This window comes from Kutzneria chonburiensis (assembly GCF_028622115.1).
GTDB classification, from domain to species: Bacteria; Actinomycetota; Actinomycetes; order Mycobacteriales; family Pseudonocardiaceae; genus Kutzneria; species Kutzneria chonburiensis.
Window position 1 is genome coordinate 6,657,759 of sequence record NZ_CP097263.1, and the last position, 16,035, is coordinate 6,673,793.

A 16,035-nucleotide genomic window follows, 5' to 3' on the forward strand; every position below is an offset into this window, starting at 1 on the left:
AGGCGGAGCGCCTCTGTCCATGGTATCTGGAGCCATCGGCGGCTCGGCGCGGTACCGTGCGGGGTCGTGCCGCACGACGCGTTGCCTCCAGACCCCTTCGCGGGCGACCCCGACGACCCCGCTCGGGCGCTGCGCGATGCCGACGACCACGACCATGAGCACGATCCGATCGGCGAGGAGGAACGCGCCGAGCTGATCAACGACCTCAGTGACCTGGCCGTCTACCAGGCGCTGCTGGCCCCGCGCGGGGTCCGCGGCGTGGTGGTGGACTGCGGCGACTGCGACGAGCCGCACTACCACGACTGGGCGCTTCTCCAGGCCAGCCTCGAGCAGCTGCTGCACGACGGCCACATGCGCCCGCACGAGCCGGCCTTCGACCCGGACCCGGCCTGCTACGTCAGCTGGGAGTACTGCCGGGGCTACGCCGACGGCGTCAACGAGCGAGAGAGCGCCCGCTGAGCTGCGACCAAGCTCACATGTGACATGCAAAGGGCGGCTCCCGCGGAGCCGCCCTTTGCACACATTCCGGTCAACTTGTCGGCGTGCCGTCGGTTGACGTGTTCTTGCCGCTGGGCGGGTCGTCACTCGGCACCGGCGGGCCACCCTTGGGGCTGCCGCCGCTGCCGCTCACCGACGAGTTGGTCGTGGTGGTCGTCGTGGTGGTGGTCGTTGTCGTCGTGGTGGTGCTCGGCGTCGTCGTGGTGGTGGTCGCGCTCGGCGTTGTCGTCGTGGTCGAGGTGGACGTCAACGTCGGCGAGACCGGCGTCTGCGAGGTGGCCGGCGGCGACACCTTGCTGGTGTTCAGCTCGTTGACCAGGCTCTCGTGCGTCTTCGACAGCTGCGAGCGGCCGTCCTCGTTGGACACCAGCGGCAGCGAGCTCTGGGCGTTGGCCAGCGCCGTGCGGGCGTCGCCGATACGGCCCTGGTTGAGCGCCGAGCGGGCGGCGTTCAGGTCGGACTCGACGGCGACCGCGGCCTCCACGGAGTGGGCGTGGTCGGTGTAGAGCATCTGGGTCAGCGCCCAGAGGGCGTCACCGGGCCTGGCGTCGCGCGCGGCCAGGCTGACGCCGGTGAAGGCGATGGCCAGGACCGCGGCCGCGGTGGCCAGCGGGACCAGAAGTCGGGGGCGGCGGCGAGCGGCCCGCCGGGCGGCGAGCACCGTCTCGGCCGCCGTGTCGGTGTCCACCAGGTCGCCGAAGGGCTCGTTGTCCACGTCACGGCGCCAGGACAGCAGCAGCGCGCTCAGCTCGTGGCCGGCGAGCGCGGAGTTCAGTTCCGGATTGCCCCCGCCGAGGGCATCCAGCAAGGCGTCGTCGGCCCGGACCGCCCCCAGGTCCACCGGCATCTCGGCGCCGCCGAGGTCGAAGCCGTTGATCGGTTCCGGATCGAGCGGGTCGTCACCGGTGAGAACCGGTCTGCCACCGCCGAGACTGCCCGAGAAATGGCCTCTCATCGGCCATTCTCTCTTGGCGGCATCCTCATCGCCGGGCCCGTGCTGCTCGGCCACTCAGACCACCTCCTCCGCTGCCAGCGTCTTGCGTAGTCGTGCCAACGCGCGGTGCTGCGCCACGCGCACCGCGCCCGGGGTCGAGCCAACCGCGTCCGCCGTCTCCTCGGCCGAGAGCCCCACCACGACCCGGAGCAGCAGGATCTCCCGCTGCTTCGCGGGCAGGATGCGCAGCAGCTGCGCCATCCGCTCGGACAGCTCGCCGTGCATGGCGCGCTGCTCGGGCCCGGCATCGGTCTCCGGGGCGTCCGGGACCTCGGGCACGGGCTCTGCGCGGTTGCGGGCGGCGGCCCGATGGGCGTCGGCGACCTTGTGCGCGGCTATGCCGTACACGAAGGCGAGAAAGGGCCGGCCTTGGTCGCGGTAGCCGGGCAGAGCCGTGAGCACCGCGAGACACACCTCCTGGGCGACGTCGTCCGCCGAGGCGAAAGACCTCTCCTGCCTGCCGACACGGGCGCGGCAGTACCGCACCACCAAAGGGCGAATGGACGCCAGGACACGCTCGATGGCCTGGCGGTCGCCATCAACGGCAGCGCCCACTGCGGCGTCCAGTCCGTCCCCCGTAGTGCTCATCGCAGACAACAGCCCTGGTGTTACTTCTGGGCACACCGACGCGGTCGGCGTGCGAGACGTTGGTCGCTCAACCCGGTCGGGACTCACCGTACCGGGCGACACCGACGGATGTAACGCTGCGACGGGTCACCCTTGGTCACGGAGTGTGGCATCTGACCGTAGACACGGACCAGTCCAGCCCAACGGATCGCTGAGCTGGACCAATGGGGTGTGGCATCGGTGACTACGTGAGTAGCGGGGAGACGAAACTCCCCGCCCTCCGCCCGGGGACGCCGGTCTGAGTGTGGCGTCCCCGACACTGGCGGGTGGGACTGCTTACGACACCAGGCCGCGACGGAAGCCGTGCGCGACGGCCTGGGCGCGGTCACGGACGCCGAGCTTGCGGAACAGCCGGCGGGCGTGGGTCTTGACGGTGTCTTCCGACAGGTACAGCTCGCGGCCGATCTGGCCGTTGCTCTTGCCCTGGCTCATGCCCCGCAGGACCTGGAGCTCACGCTCGGTGAGCTGCACGCCCGGGTCAGAGGGCTGGCGGGGCGCCGGCACCGAGGTGCTGGCCAGCGTGTGCGCGAGGGCGGCGACCAACTCCGGCCGGGACGCGTCCCAGCGCAGGTAGCCACGAGCCCCACCGGCGATGGCGGCAGCGATGCTGCCGGCGTCGTCCGGTGCGCCGAAGACGATGACGTTGGCCTGGGGGTTGGCCGAGACCAGCCGACGGGTCGCCTCGACACCGGTCGGCACGGCGCGCTGGGTTCCCACCAGTACGACATCCACCGGCTGCCGCGAGAAACGCGCCAACAACTCGTCACCGTGTGCCACGCAGTCGATGCGACTGACCCCAGGGACTGCCGACATGACACGCGTCAGCCCCTCCCGCACGCTGCGGCGGTCATCGCAGATCAAGACCGTCGTCACGGGGACTCCTTTCCGACAGCCGAGTGACGTTCCTCTTCCCCTATCGGACGCCGGGCGGGAAACCTTGACACGATCCGGTGCTTAATCCGTCAAGTAGTTCGCCCGGATGTCCGCCAAGGCGGGTTCCCCGGAACGGAGCAGCGGGCTCACGGCACCCAGACGGAGGCCGCCGCGAGCGTTCGAGCCGCCGGATCGGCGCGAAGCAACACGCAGCTCAGCACCCCTTTAGCCCGTTCGAGCCAGGCCGCCGCCCCATCGGGTCGCAGGTGGCACAGCAGCAGTGCGCAGGGCCACACCAGGGGGTGTAGTCCCAGTGCTTCATTGTGACGCACATCACACTCCAACAGGGCTTCAGCTCGCTCTTTCGAGACCCCGTCGTGCAGGTTTGCGAGCGCCGCGGCAAGCACCATCCGGGACTTGACGCGGTGCCGAACCGCCCCCGCTGCGGTCGCAACGGCCACCGCCCGCTCCGCCGGCTCCAGGGCCTGTTCCGGCCGGCCGGCGGCCAAGTCGATCTCCGCGCGGACCCAGTCGAGACGGACCGCCGACCGCCAGCGGTTACCGCCGAGTCGCTCGACCGTGTCGGCCGCCACCACGTGCAGGCGACGGGCGGGCCCGCCGACACCGATCGCATCCGCCGCCAGCCCGATGAGCGCGTCCGCGAGCGCTCCCGCGCCGTCGACGCAGTCCGGGTCGTCGGCGAGGGGTTCTACGCCGGACAGCCGGGCCAAGGCTTCCCCGTCCAGCCGACGCGCGGCGGCATGGCCACCCACCTGGCGGCGTTGGGAGGCCAAGGTGCTCGCGGCCAGTGACGCCAGCACCGGATCGGCCGTGTGCCGCAGCTCGGTCAGCAGAGCGGTGGCGGCGGCGTAGTGCCCCTGCCCGCCCAGCACGACGGCGGCCAGCCAGCGCTGCCGCGGCGTGCCCAGCGTGGCCTTGCCGACGTCAGCGCCGGGATTGCCGCCGAACGCGGCGTCCCGCAGGAAGTCATCCATCGGTGCCCAGCAATACATAGGAGATGCGGTCCAGCGCGGCCGACAGCGACTCCAGCGGCTCGGCGTGCGGCGGCAGCTTGCTCTGCTGCCAGCCGGGGCCGCCGACGAACAGCCGGATGCGCTGCCGGGTGCGCGGCAACTCCGTCAACAGGTTGCAGTGGGCGTACCTAGGTAGTTGGGCCCAGAGGAACACCGCCGCGGGCGCGATCCGCCGGATGGCCGCTCCGAGTGCGTCGGCCGGCAGCGCCGCCCCCAGCATCATCGTGCCAACACCCTTCTGCACGAGCGCGGTCGACAGCGCCTGCAACGGCAGGCTGTGTTGTTCCTCCGGCACGCAGGCCAGCAGCACCGGCCGTGGGTTCGCCGGCACCGGCGCCCCGACCTGCGCCGCCGACAGCGCCGCCGTGACGCACTGCGTGAACAGGTGCTCGACCTCGACGCCCTCGCCCGAGTGCCGCCAGCGCTGGGCGATGCCCGTCAGCACCGGCCGGATCATGGTGTTCCACGTGACCAGCACGCCGAGCTCGGCCAGCGCGGCGTGCAGCAGCTGCTGCACGGACACCGCGTCCATCGCCATCGCCGCCCGGCCGAGGCCCCGGGCCTGCCGGCTCACGCCCGGCAGGCGCAGCACGCGGCCACCGGTGCTGACCTGCTCGCCGTCGTCCGCGTCACCGCCGACGATCAGCTCCGGCAGATCGGGCTGCGGGGGCTGCACGGTCAGCCTTTGCTCGGGCAACGTACTGCTCAAGGCGTAGCGCGCGGCCTCGGCCGGTGACGCTCCGCGCAGCAGGGCCCGCTGCATGAGTTCCAACCGGGCGACGTCGTGATCCCCGTAGCGGCGGTGCCGACCGGTCGTGTGATCGGTCGGTCCGAGGCCGTAGCGGCGGTCCCAGGTGCGCAGCGTCGCAGGTGCCACGCCGAGCCGCCTGGCAACTGCCGCAACGGAGAGCATCGGTTCGCCGGCGGCGCGCTCCCGTGGAACGGGCTCCGGCTGAGTCGTCACGGTGGACATGGTCCGGGCACCTTCTCACAGCGGCAACTCACGTCACGCGGTGTGACCTGGGCCACCAGGAGTGGACGGCCTTGATCACTCGTCGGCAGGAATGAACAACTTCCCGCCCGAACACTCTTGAACAAGTTTTGGCGCGGTTCTACGGTGATCGCAGTTAAGCCATACGGAGCAACCACGATGGGCACCGACCCGGCGAGGAGGCGGTTCTCGATGGCAGACACCCGGAGGCTCCCCGGTCCGAACGCGGACGTGTGGGACTGGCAGTTGGAAGGCAACTGCCGGGGCATGGACAGCGCCTTCTTCTTTCATCCGGACGGCGAGCGCGGGCCGGCCCGGTCCCGGCGCGAGGCCCGGGCGAAGGCCGTCTGCCAGAGCTGCCCGGTGCTGGAGATGTGCCGCCGGCACGCGCTGGCCGTACAGGAGCCGTACGGCATCTGGGGCGGCATGAGCGAGTCGGAGCGGGACACCATCCTGAAGTCGAGGCGTCGTCAGCTCGTACTCACGTCGTAGGCCTGAGGTATGACCCGAGCACCATCTCCGCGGTGGACGCCAGATGACGACCGTCGGCAATAACTTCGTTCCCATCGACGGGGACGTAAGGGGATGGTCGGGATGCCCAGCGCGGCGGTGGTGCAGTTCGGACACATGTTCGCCGGGATCGCACTGGTGGGGTTGGCCGCGTTGGCCATCGCCCACGTGCTGATCGCCGTGCTGGCCGTGGTCGGCGTGATCGGGTCACGCCAGAGTGCGGGCATGAAGGTCGTGTGGTTCCTGCTGATCTGGGCCATGCCGCTGATCGGCAGCGTGATGTGGTTCCTGGTCGGCCGCCGCGAGCAGCGGGCCCAGTGGGACCCGAGCTCGCAGCACCACCCGGTGATGCAGTAATCCCCTTACAAGGCAACAAAAAGGGCCCCCTCCGTTCTCGGGAGGGGGCCCTTTTCCGCTCACTCAGTGACCGTGGCCGTGCCCGTGGCCGTGGCCCGCGTCAGCCGGCTCGTCTTCCTTCTTCTCCACGACGGCGCTCTCCGTGGTGAGCACCATGCGGGCGATGGAAGCGGCGTTGGCGACCGCGGAGCGGGTCACCTTCACCGGGTCGATGACGCCGGCGCCGACCAGGTCGCCGTACTCCAGGGTGGCGGCGTTGAAGCCCGAGCCCCACTCCAGGTCCGCGACCTTGGACGTGACGACCGCGCCCTCGAGGCCGGCGTTGCTGGCGATCCAGTACAGCGGCGCGGACAGGGCGTCACGCACGATGCGCACGCCGGTGGCCTCGTCGCCGGTCAGGCCCAGGTTGTCGGCCAGCTCCTTGGCCGCGTGCACCAGGGCGGAACCGCCGCCGGGCACGATGCCCTCCTCGACCGCGGCCTTGGTGGCGGCGACCGCGTCCTCGATGCGGTGCTTGCGCTCCTTCATCTCGGTCTCGGTGGCCGCGCCGACCTTGATCACCGCGACGCCGCCGGACAGCTTGGCCAGCCGCTCCTGCAGCTTCTCGCGGTCCCAGTCGGAGTCGGTGGCCTCGATCTCCTTGCGGAGCTGCTCCACCCGGCCGGCGACGTCCTCGGACTTGCCGGCGCCGTCGACGATGGTGGTGTTGTCCTTGGTGACGTGCACGCGGCGAACGCTGCCCAGCACCTCGAGACCGACCTCGGACAGCTTCAGGCCGACCTCGGCCGCCACGACCTGCGCACCGGTGACGGTGGCCAGGTCGTCCAGGAACGCCTTGCGGCGGTCGCCGAAGTACGGGGCCTTCACCGCGACGACCTTGATGGTCTTGCGGATCGAGTTGACCACCAGCGTGGACAGGGCCTCGCCCTCGAGGTCCTCGGCCACGATCAGCAGCGGCTTGCCCGACTGCGCGACCTTCTCCAGCACCGGCAGCAGGTCGGCCAGCGCCGAGATCTTCTCGCGGTGCAGCAGGACGAAGGCGTCGTCGTAGACGGCCTCCTGCGTCTCCGGGTCGGTGGCGAAGTAGGCCGAGATGTAGCCCTTGTCGAACTGGACACCCTCGGTGATCTCCAGCTCGGTGGCCAGCGTCGAGGACTCCTCGATGGTGATGACGCCGTCCTCGCCGACCTTCTCGATGGCCTCGCCGAGCAGCGCGCCGATCGAGGAGTCGCGGGAGGAGACCGTGCCGACCTGGGCGACGTTGTCGCGGCCCTTGATCGGGGTGGCCTTGTTCTTCAGGAACTCCACCACGTGGTCGACGGCGGCCTGGATGCCGCGGCCAAGCGAGGTGGGGTTGGCGCCGGCGGCCACGTTGCGCAGGCCGACCCGGACCAGGGCCTGGGCCAGCACCGTCGCGGTGGTGGTGCCGTCGCCGGCGATGTCGTTGGTCTTGGTGGCGACGCTCTTGGCCAGCTGGGCGCCGAGGTTCTCGTAGGAGTCCTCGAGCTCGATCTCGCGGGCCACGGTGACGCCGTCCAGCGTGACCGTCGGGCCGCCGAACTTCTTGTCCAGCACCACGTGGCGGCCACGCGGGCCGAGGGTCACCTTGACGGCGTCGGCCAGCTTGTTGACGCCGCGCTCCAGAGCCCGACGAGCGTCCTCGTCGAAGCTGATCTGCTTGGGCATTACGAGCCTTTCTCAGGTTTTAAGCACACAGGCGCCCCAGCGGCCCGGTGTGGGCCGCCGGGGCGCCTGAGCGGAGAAAGCAGCGTCAGTTGATGACGGCCAGCACGTCGCGCGCGGAGAGGATGAGGTACTCCTCGCCGTTGTGCTTGAGCTCCGTGCCGCCGTACTTGGAGTAGACGACGACGTCGCCGACCGCGACGTCCAGCGGGACACGGTTGCCCTTGTCGTCGATGCGACCCGGGCCCACGGCCAGGACCTTGCCCTCCTGGGGCTTCTCCTTGGCGGTGTCCGGGATGACAAGACCGGAAGCGGTCGTCGTCTCGGCCTCGTTGGCCTGGACGAGGATCTTGTCCTCGAGCGGCTTGATGTTCACGCTCACCGGGTTGACCTCCACGGTCGTCGAAAGCGTTGGCAGGTACCGACGGCGCCTGCCACCCCGCCGTCGCGGGGGTCGGGGCGGTAGTTGGTGCCGTGTGACTAGCACTCTACCTATGCGAGTGCCAGCCGTTCAACCAACCCCGCAAAGACAGCGCTAAAGGATCTGGACCTGGGACACCGGCAGGCCCGGATCGGTGGCCAGGTCCAGCCCGGACGGCTCGGCGTCGGCCGCCACCAGGTGCGCGCCGACGGCGGCGATCATGGCGCCGTTGTCGGTGCAGAGCCGGGGCCGGGGCACCCGCAGCGTGATGCCGGCGGCGGCACAGCGCTCGGCGGCCAGGCCGGACAGCCGGGAGTTGGCGGCCACGCCGCCGGAGATGACCAGGGTGTCCAGGCCGAGGTCCTTGATGGCCCGGATGGCCTTGCCGGTGAGCACGTCGGCCACGGCCTCCTGGAACGAGGCGGCCACGTCGGCCAGCGGGATCTCCAGGCCGTCCCGCTCACGGTTCTCGACCCAGCGGGCCACGGCGGTCTTCAGACCCGAGAACGAGAAGTCGTACTTGGCGTCGCGGGGACCGGTCAGGCCGCGCGGGAAGGCGATGGCGCAGCCGTTGCCGGTCTTGGCCAGCTTGTCGATGGGCGGCCCACCGGGGTACGGCAGGTCGAGCACCCGGGCGACCTTGTCGTAGGCCTCGCCGGCGGCGTCGTCGATGGTCGAGCCGATCTCGGTGATCTTGCCGGCCAGGTCCTCGACCAGCAGCAGCTGCGAGTGCCCGCCGGAGACCAGCAGCGCCACGCAGGGCGACGGCAGCGGCCCGTGCTCCAGCGTGTCGGCGGCGACGTGCCCGGCCAGGTGGTTCACGCCGTAGAGCGGCTTGTCCAGGGCGGCGGCGTAGGCCTTGGCCGCGGACACGCCGACCAGCAGCGCGCCGGCCAGGCCGGGCCCGGCGGTGACGGCGATGGAGTGCACGTCGTCCAGGGTCAGCTCGGACTTCTCCAGCGCCCGGCTCATGGTCGGGACCATGGCCTCCAGGTGCGCGCGGCTGGCCACCTCGGGCACCACACCGCCGAACCGGGCGTGCTGCTCGACGCTCGACGCCACCTCGTCGGCCAGCAGCTCCATGCTGCCGTCCGCGCCGAGCCGGACGATGCCCACCCCGGTCTCGTCGCACGAGGACTCGATGCCCAGCACGATCCGGTCGCCGGTCACGACTTCTCCTCCTGTCGGACCGCCGCGGGACGGCCCATGGTGTACGCGTCCGCCCCGGACGGTTGGTAGTACCTGCGGCGCAGGCCCAGCTGCTCAAAGCCGCGCGCCCGGTACATCGCGATGGCGCGGTCGTTGTCCGTGCGGACCTCGAGGAAGACCGGGGCCGCGACCGCGTCGGCCCGGGCCAGCAGCGCCTCGAACAGCGCCTTGCCCACGCCACGGCCCTGCCAGTCGGAGTCCACCGCGATGGTCTGCACGCTGCCCTCGAAGTCGGGCGCCCGGCCGTTGAGCGCGAGCCCGGCGTAGCCGACGAGCTGCCCGGCCGGGTCGTATGCCCCGAGGTAGAAGTGCCCGTTGTCCAGCTCGGCCCGGAAGGCGCGTTCGCGCCACGGGTCGTCGCCGGGGAACAGCTTGCGTTCCAGCTCCGCGCAGCGCGCCGCGTCCTCGTGACGCAGCGCGGCCAGCGTGAAGCCGGTCATGGCTGGGTCACCCGCTTGCGCCCGGTGGGCACGACGGCGTCCGGGCGGCGCAGGTAGAGCGGGGTCATCGGGCCGGGCTCGGCCCCGTCCAGCAGGTCACGGGCCGCCACCGCGACCAGGCCGTGCGGCGACGGGAACGGGGCCAGCACGATCGGCAGGTCCAGCACGTCGGCGTACATCTCGGCGCCCTGCCCGGCGGCGCTGGCCAGGCCCAGCGACGGCAGCTTCTCGGCCAGCTCGGCCGGCTTCTCGACGTGCGGACCCTCGACGCGGCGGCCCTCGGCGTCGTAGGCGGCCCAGTAGACCTCGCGCCGCCGTGCGTCGGTGGCGACGAGCAGGCCGTGGCCCGTACGCGCCTCGACGGCGATGGCGTCGACCGTGGGCACCGGGTAGACCGGCTTGCCAAGGGCCTGCCCGAGGGCGGCCGCTGTGACCATGCCGACACGGAGGCCGGTGAACGGGCCGGGGCCGCTGCCGCACACGAGGGCGTCGACGTCGGCCATGGTCTTCCCGGCCTCGGCGAGCGCCTCGCGCAGATGTGGGATCAGCAGCTCACCGTGGGCCTTGGCGTCGACCGTGACGCGCTGGGCCAGCGTTCGCGGCACCGCGTCGGCGTCGAGCTGGACCACTCCGGCGGTGACGGCGGGGGTCGCGGTGTCGATCGCAAGCACTAGCACGGTCGTCAAGGGTACGACCATCATCGGAAGGGACTTCGACGCGAGGGGTTGATGGGATGTTGCTGCCGGCGCTGGCCGACCCGACGGAGGCCGACGCACTGGTCTTCGGCGACCGGAAACTGACCTACCGCGAGCTCGCCGGCGTGGCCGCGGCGATCGCGAACCGGCTGGTCGGGGCCAGGGTTGCGGTGTGGGCGACGCCGACCTTGGAGACCTGCGCGGCAGTGGTCGGGGCGTTGGCCGGCGGGGCCGCGGTGGTGCCGATCAACCCGAAGGTCGGCGAACGCGAGCTTGAGCACATCCTCGCCGACAGCGCGCCGGCCCAGGTGCTGGCCGCGCCCGGCGTCGAGCTGCCCGGCGGTCTGGCGGCGTTGCCGCGGCTGGATGTCGATCTCTCGGTTCGGGGGAAGGTCTGCCGCCGGAGCCGGACGAGGAGGCGCCAGCGTTCATCGTCTACACCTCGGGCACGACCGGTCCGCCCAAGGGCGTCGTGCTGCCGCGTCGGGCCGTCGCGTCCAACCTGGACTCGTTGGCCGCGGCCTGGGAGTGGACGGCCGCCGATGTCGTCACGCACGCGCTGCCGATCTTCCACGTGCACGGGCTGGTGGTCGGCGTGCTCGGGCCGCTGCGGCGCGGCGGGGCGTCGCACCACATGGGCAAGTTCAGCGCGGCGGCCGCCGGGGCCAAGCTGGCCGGGCCGGCAACGATGATGTTCGGCGTGCCGACCATGTACAGCCGGCTGGCCGCGGACGTTGAGGCCGATCCGGAGCTGGCCAAGCAGATCGCCCAGGCCCGGCTGCTGGTGTCGGGCTCGGCCCCGCTGCCGGCCAGCCTGCACGAGCGCATCTCCACGGCCACCGGGCAGCGGATCGTCGAGCGCTACGGCATGACCGAGACGTTGATGAACTGCAGCGTCCGGGCCTGGGGCGAGCGGCGGCCGGGCACCGTCGGGCTGCCGGTCGACGGCGTCTCCGTGCGGTTGGTGGACGACGCCGGTGACGTCGTCGAGGTGAGCGACGACGCCACCATCGGCGAGATCGAGGTGCGCGGGCCCAACCTGTTCCTGGAGTACCTGAACCGGCCCGACGCCACCGCGGAGGCCATGCACGACGGCTGGTTCCGTACCGGCGACATGGCCACCCGCGCCGCCGACGGCTACATCCGCATCGTCGGCCGGCGGGCCACCGACATCATCAAGAGCGGCGGCTTCAAGATCGGGGCCGGCGAGATCGAGAACGCGCTGCTCGAGCACCCGGGCGTGGCCGAGGTGGCGGTGGCCGGCCGCCCCGACGACGACCTCGGTGAGCGGATCGTGGCTTGGGTGGTGCCGTCTGACGTTGCCCCGACGGCCGAGGAACTGGTCGAGCACGTGGCTCGGCTGCTCACCCCGCACAAGCGGCCGCGAGCGGTGAATTTTGTCGATTCCTTGCCCCGCAACGAACTCGGCAAGGTTACCAAGCGAGCCTTGCCCTAGCGCCCTCTTTTGTCACATGCGCTTCCTATGTGGCGCCTGATGCCACATAGGAAGCGCATGTGACAAGAATTAGGGGAGCTGGCGGGTGGTCCAGGTACCCTGCGGGTGGAGCTCCGCCACTCGCACGTCGTCGTCGAGGCGGGTGAGGCGGACCAGCAGGTGGTCCTCGGACAGCCGCTCCGCGACGCCCTCGCCCCACTCCACGACCACGGCCGCGTCCATCAGCTCGGTGTCCAGGTCGAGGTCGTCGAGCTCGTCCAGGTGACCGCCCAGGCGGTACGCGTCCACGTGCACGAGGGCCACGCCCCGCGGCCCGGCCCGGTGCTCACGGGCGATCACGAAGGTCGGCGAGCTGACGCGGCCGGCAACGCCGAGCCCCTCGGCAATACCCCTGGTCATGGCCGTCTTGCCCGCGCCGAGCGGGCCGGAGAGCAGCACCAGGTCGCCCGCCCGCAGCAACGCGCCCAGCCGCCGGCCGAACTCGACCGTGTCCGCCTCCTCCGGCAGCCGGAGTTCCTTCACGCCCGTTTCCACCATCGCCGTCCAGTCGTCTCGCCGTCCGCACAGCTGCGCACCAGCTCCACCAGGCGCTCGGTGACCAGGTCGGCCTGCTCGAGCATCACCATGTGGCCCGCGCCCTCGGCCCGGACCAGCTCGGCGTCCGGCAGCTCGGCGGCGATCGCCTCGGCGTGCCGGAACGGCGTGAGCTTGTCGGCGTCCCCGGACAGCACCAGCACCTTGCAGTGCCGCAGGCCGGCCAGCGCCGCGTAGCGGTTGTGCGAGCCAAGGGTACGGACGAAGTCGGTGATGGCCGCGAGCGAGGTCCCGTCGATCATCGTGTCCATCAGGTCGACCAGCTTCGGGCTGACCGCGCGGTCGCCGAAGGCCAGCCGGCGGATGGCGCTCCAGGTGATGTGGCCGCCGGCCTTGCGGGCCCACTCGACCAGGCTGGGCTGCCAGTTGGCCAGCAGGCCGAGGCCCCGGGTGGCCGGGTTGTGCCGGGACAGCAACGGGCGGGGCAGGCCGGAGGCGCCGACGTCGCCGGCCGAGGTGCCGATCAGGGCGACGCCGCGGACCCGTTCGATGAAGAGCTCCGGCTGCTGCTCGGCCAGCGCCATGATCGTCATGCCACCCATGGAGTGGCCGGCCAGCACCAGCGGGCCCTTCGGGACCAGGGCGCGTAGCACCGAATCCAGGTCGTGGCCCAGCTGCTCGATGGTGCTCGACTCGGCGGTGGCCCGGCCGGAACGGCCGTGGCTGCGCTGGTCGTACAGCACCAGGCGGACCCGGGGATCGATCATCTTGGCCAGGTCGCGGCGCTGGAAATGCCAGCAGCGGCGGTCGAGCACGAAGCCGTGCACCAGCACCACGGTCAGCACCGGCCGGCCGCCGTCCTCGGGATCGACCTCTTCGCACGCGATCGGCACGCCGTCGTCGGCCGCCACCGTGCACTCGCGGCTGGGGCGTAACTGGCCTAACGGCTCGTCCTCGTGCGGGTCGTCGGTGTCGCGGCGCTGCCGGGCGATGCGGGCGTTCTGCGCCGCCGCGCCCAGCACCAGGCCCGTCGCCGCCGCGCCGACCACGCCGCCGGTCACCCCGGCGGCTTTCACCCACGGCCTCATCCGCTGCCGCCGACGTAACTGCGCCGCACCCTCGGTCGGTACATGCCGGTCACGATCTCGTAGTCGATCGTGCCCACCTTGTCCGCCCACTCCCGGACCGTCGGCTCGCCGTGCTCGCCCGGGCCGAACAGCAACACCTCGTCGCCATCGGCGATCGGATCGTCGCCGCAGTCCACCACTACCTGGTCCATGCAGACCCGGCCCACTACCGGCCGGCGGGCACCGCCCAGCCAGACGTCCATGTTGCCGGACAGGGAGCGGGGCACGCCGTCCGCGTAGCCGACCGGGACCAGCGCCAGGGTCGTGTCGTTCTCCGCCGTCCAGGTGTGGCCGTAGGAGACCGACTCGCCGGCCGGCACCCGGCGGGCCAGCGACACCGAGGAGCGGAACGACATCGCCGGCCGCAGATCGAACGGCGTCGGCAGCGGGTTCAGGCCGTACACCGCGATGCCCGGGCGGACCAGGTCGAAGTGCAGGTCCGGGCGGCTCAGCGTGGCCGCCGAGTTGGCCAGGTGGCGGATCGGGCGCAGTCCCGCGTCCAGCGCGATCTTGTAGGCGTCGTCGAGGCGACCGGCTTGCATGTCCATCGATACGTGGCCCACGTCGTCCGCGTTCGCCAGGTGCGACCAGACCGCCGCGATCTCCACCGTGCCTTCTTCGTGGGCGGCGGCCGCCGCCTCCACCAGCGCCGGCCAGTCCGCCGGCTGGCAGCCGCCGCGGGTCAGGCCCGTATCGATCTTCAGGTGCACCCGGGCCTCTTGCCCCACCGCCCGGGCTGCCGAGTTGACCGCCCACAGCTGCCGCAGCGAGGACACCGACAGGTGGATGCCCGCCGCCACCGCCGGGCCGAAGTTGTCGTCCACCGTGTGCAGCCAGCAGAAGATGCGGGCTTGGATACCCGCCGCACGCAGCGCCAGCGCTTCGTCCACCGCCGCCACGCCCAGCCAGGAGGCCCCCGCCGCCAGCGCCGCGTTGCCCACCGCCACCGCGCCGTGCCCGTACCCGTCCGCTTTCACCACAGCCATCGTCTGCGCGCCCGAGTGCCCGGCCAGCCGGGTCAGCAGCTCGACGTTGTGCTTCACCGCGTCCAGGTCGATGCGGACCTCGGCACGCGGGAGGGGATTGTGCTGATCAGCCATAACGCATTCATGGTGACACACGCCCCCGACACCCGGCCGGACCAACCGCCGCCGAACGGGTTACAGCCCCCTGATGTGGCGGATGGCGTCGGGAATGGCGGACTGGAGGTGGGAGGCCGGGGCGGGGGCGCCGTCGGCGGCGAGGTCGGCGGCCAGTTCGTGGAGGTAGGCGGCGCAACCGGCGGCGAGCCAGGGGTCCTCGCCGGCGGCCAACAGGGCGCCGATCACACCCGAGAGGACGTCGCCGGAGCCGGCGGTGGCGGGCCAAGAAGAGCGGGACTGGTTGACGAGGACACGGCCGTCGGGGGCAGCCACAACGGTGGAATGGCCCTTGAGCAGGACGACGGCATGGAAGCGGGCGGCGGCACGGCGGGCGGCGGCGATGCGGTCGGGGCCGACCTCGCCGGCGAGACGGGCGAACTCGCGGTCGTGAGGGGTGAGAACCATGGGGGTCTCGGGGTCGCGGGCGTCCCACAGGGTGGGGTCGCCGGCGAGGAGGGTGATGGCGTCGGCGTCGGCGCAGACGGGAACGTCGGCGGCGAGGACGTCCAGCAAGACCTGGCGGCCGGCCTGGCCGGTGCCGAGGCCGGGACCGACGACCCAAGCCTGCACACGGCCGGAGTCGCCGACATGGCCGGTGGCGACGACCTCGGGCCACCGTGACCGAACGACCTCGGCGGCGGTGCCGGCGTAGCGGACCATGCCGGAGGTGGCGAGCACGGCGGCGCCGGTGGAGAGGACGGCGGCCCCGGGATAGGTGGCGGAACCGGCGGCGATGCCGGTGACGCCCTGGGAGTACTTGTCGTCGGACGGCCCGGGAATGGGCCACGCGTCGGCGACGTCCTCGGGATCGAGCACGACGGCGTGTGGCTCGTCGAGGTCGTCGGCGATGCCGATGTCGACGACCCGAACGCGACCGCTGGCGATCGCGCCGGGACCGACGACGTGGCAAGGCTTGCGACCGCCGAACGTGACGGTGACGGTGGCCTGGACGTGCGGACCGTCGACGGCGCCGGTGTCGGGGTCGACACCGCTGGGCAGGTCGACGGAGACGATGGGGGCACGCACCGAATCCACCAGTGCGGCGGCGTCGGGGCGCAGGGATCCCTTGGCGGACAAGCCAACGATGCCGTCAACCACCACATCGGCACCGGCGACGGAGCCCCCGATGCGTCCGCCGGCCCGGCGGAAAGCGGCCAAGCCGGCGGCGTGGGCGCGCTCCGGCGCGAGCAGCACAGCGGTGACGGAAACCCCGCGCCGGCAAAGGAAAGCGCCGGCCCACAGGGCGTCGCCACCGTTGTTGCCGGCCCCGACGAGCAGCCCGACCCGCCGCCCGGACGTGCCGCCGGTCCGCTCGCCGAGCAACGCCAGCACCTCGTTGGCCACGGCGTACGCGGCGATCCGCATCAGCCGGCTCTCCGGCACCCTGGTGAACACTCGCTGCTCGGCCGCCCGCACCTGGTCGGCAGTCCACACGCCCCGCATC

At 71.8% G+C, this 16,035-nt stretch carries 17 protein-coding genes and 1 pseudogene; 4 read left to right on the plus strand and 14 right to left on the minus strand.

All coding sequences use genetic code 11. The features are described 5' to 3' along the window. Nucleotides 1-66: 66 nt before the first annotated feature. Entirely contained in the window at nucleotides 67-459 is a 393-nt protein-coding gene (locus tag M3Q35_RS30355; RefSeq protein ID WP_273935984.1) for a DUF5319 domain-containing protein, read from the plus strand. A 70-nt stretch (nucleotides 460-529) separates the two neighbouring features. Here M3Q35_RS30355 and M3Q35_RS30360 read toward each other — a convergent pair whose 3' ends face one another. The 5 genes from M3Q35_RS30360 to M3Q35_RS30380 form a co-directional block, all read right to left on the minus strand. Next, nucleotides 530-1,453, minus strand: coding sequence for an anti-sigma-D factor RsdA (locus M3Q35_RS30360; RefSeq protein WP_273935985.1), 924 nt, complete (start codon nucleotides 1,451-1,453; stop codon nucleotides 530-532). A gap of 54 nt (nucleotides 1,454-1,507) precedes the next feature. Then, entirely contained in the window at nucleotides 1,508-2,080 is a 573-nt protein-coding gene (locus M3Q35_RS30365; protein ID WP_184864544.1) for a sigma-70 family RNA polymerase sigma factor, read from the minus strand. A gap of 315 nt (nucleotides 2,081-2,395) precedes the next feature. Next, nucleotides 2,396-2,992, minus strand: a complete 597-nt coding sequence (locus M3Q35_RS30370; RefSeq protein ID WP_015805222.1) for a response regulator transcription factor — start codon at nucleotides 2,990-2,992, stop codon at nucleotides 2,396-2,398. Nucleotides 2,993-3,138: 146 nt separating this feature from the next. Beyond that, the gene (locus tag M3Q35_RS30375) at nucleotides 3,139-3,987 is read right to left on the minus strand and encodes a hypothetical protein (protein WP_273935986.1); all 849 of its coding nucleotides are present in this window, start codon (nucleotides 3,985-3,987) and stop codon (nucleotides 3,139-3,141) included. Then, entirely contained in the window at nucleotides 3,980-4,999 is a 1,020-nt protein-coding gene (locus tag M3Q35_RS30380; protein ID WP_273935987.1) for a MerR family transcriptional regulator, read from the minus strand. The genes M3Q35_RS30375 and M3Q35_RS30380 overlap by 8 nt, the downstream gene beginning before the upstream one ends. Before the next feature lie 210 nt (nucleotides 5,000-5,209). Between M3Q35_RS30380 and M3Q35_RS30385 the strand changes: the two genes are divergently transcribed. Together M3Q35_RS30385 and M3Q35_RS30390 are read left to right on the plus strand one after the other, a co-directional pair. After that, complete coding sequence (locus tag M3Q35_RS30385) at nucleotides 5,210-5,509, plus strand: WhiB family transcriptional regulator (protein WP_273935988.1); 300 nt, start codon at nucleotides 5,210-5,212, stop codon at nucleotides 5,507-5,509. Between the two features lie 102 nt (nucleotides 5,510-5,611). Continuing rightward, nucleotides 5,612-5,884 carry a PLD nuclease N-terminal domain-containing protein gene (locus tag M3Q35_RS30390; RefSeq protein ID WP_273935989.1) on the plus strand — a complete coding sequence of 91 codons (273 nt, stop codon included), beginning with the start codon at nucleotides 5,612-5,614 and terminating at the stop codon, nucleotides 5,882-5,884. A 63-nt stretch (nucleotides 5,885-5,947) separates the two neighbouring features. Here the strand turns inward: M3Q35_RS30390 and groL are convergent, their stop codons facing one another. The 5 genes from groL to tsaB all read right to left on the minus strand — a co-directional run bounded on the left by groL (nucleotide 5,948) and on the right by tsaB (nucleotide 10,314). Continuing rightward, on the minus strand, nucleotides 5,948-7,570 hold the full coding sequence (gene groL / locus M3Q35_RS30395; protein ID WP_273935990.1) for a chaperonin GroEL: 1,623 nt from the start codon (nucleotides 7,568-7,570) through the stop codon (nucleotides 5,948-5,950). Between the two features lie 85 nt (nucleotides 7,571-7,655). Next, nucleotides 7,656-7,949 carry a co-chaperone GroES gene (gene groES, locus M3Q35_RS30400; protein WP_025361320.1) on the minus strand — a complete coding sequence of 98 codons (294 nt, stop codon included), beginning with the start codon at nucleotides 7,947-7,949 and terminating at the stop codon, nucleotides 7,656-7,658. 153 nt (nucleotides 7,950-8,102) lie between these two features. Next, complete coding sequence (gene tsaD, locus M3Q35_RS30405) at nucleotides 8,103-9,158, minus strand: tRNA (adenosine(37)-N6)-threonylcarbamoyltransferase complex transferase subunit TsaD (protein ID WP_273935991.1); 1,056 nt, start codon at nucleotides 9,156-9,158, stop codon at nucleotides 8,103-8,105. Continuing rightward, on the minus strand, nucleotides 9,155-9,637 hold the full coding sequence (gene rimI, locus M3Q35_RS30410; protein WP_273935992.1) for a ribosomal protein S18-alanine N-acetyltransferase: 483 nt from the start codon (nucleotides 9,635-9,637) through the stop codon (nucleotides 9,155-9,157). The genes tsaD and rimI overlap by 4 nt, the downstream gene beginning before the upstream one ends. Beyond that, nucleotides 9,634-10,314: a tRNA (adenosine(37)-N6)-threonylcarbamoyltransferase complex dimerization subunit type 1 TsaB gene (gene tsaB / locus M3Q35_RS30415; RefSeq protein WP_273935993.1), complete on the minus strand. Its 681-nt coding sequence runs from the start codon at nucleotides 10,312-10,314 to the stop codon at nucleotides 9,634-9,636. Before tsaB ends, rimI begins: the two co-directional genes overlap by 4 nt. A gap of 56 nt (nucleotides 10,315-10,370) precedes the next feature. Between tsaB and M3Q35_RS30420 the strand changes: the two are divergent. After that, nucleotides 10,371-11,788 (plus strand): annotated as a pseudogene (locus M3Q35_RS30420) (acyl-CoA synthetase). 69 nt (nucleotides 11,789-11,857) lie between these two features. Here the strand turns inward: M3Q35_RS30420 and tsaE are convergent. From tsaE to M3Q35_RS30440, 4 genes are read right to left on the minus strand one after another with little or no spacing between them, the layout of a single operon-like run. Next, on the minus strand, nucleotides 11,858-12,325 hold the full coding sequence (tsaE, locus tag M3Q35_RS30425; RefSeq protein ID WP_273935994.1) for a tRNA (adenosine(37)-N6)-threonylcarbamoyltransferase complex ATPase subunit type 1 TsaE: 468 nt from the start codon (nucleotides 12,323-12,325) through the stop codon (nucleotides 11,858-11,860). Next, nucleotides 12,307-13,410, minus strand: coding sequence for an alpha/beta fold hydrolase (locus M3Q35_RS30430; protein ID WP_273935995.1), 1,104 nt, complete (start codon nucleotides 13,408-13,410; stop codon nucleotides 12,307-12,309). Before M3Q35_RS30430 ends, tsaE begins: the two co-directional genes overlap by 19 nt. Continuing rightward, nucleotides 13,407-14,549: an alanine racemase gene (alr, locus tag M3Q35_RS30435; protein WP_273935996.1), complete on the minus strand. Its 1,143-nt coding sequence runs from the start codon at nucleotides 14,547-14,549 to the stop codon at nucleotides 13,407-13,409. The genes M3Q35_RS30430 and alr overlap by 4 nt, the downstream gene beginning before the upstream one ends. A 60-nt stretch (nucleotides 14,550-14,609) precedes the next feature. Continuing rightward, nucleotides 14,610-16,034 carry an NAD(P)H-hydrate dehydratase gene (locus M3Q35_RS30440; protein ID WP_273935997.1) on the minus strand — a complete coding sequence of 475 codons (1,425 nt, stop codon included), beginning with the start codon at nucleotides 16,032-16,034 and terminating at the stop codon, nucleotides 14,610-14,612. Nucleotide 16,035 lies beyond the last annotated feature (1 nt).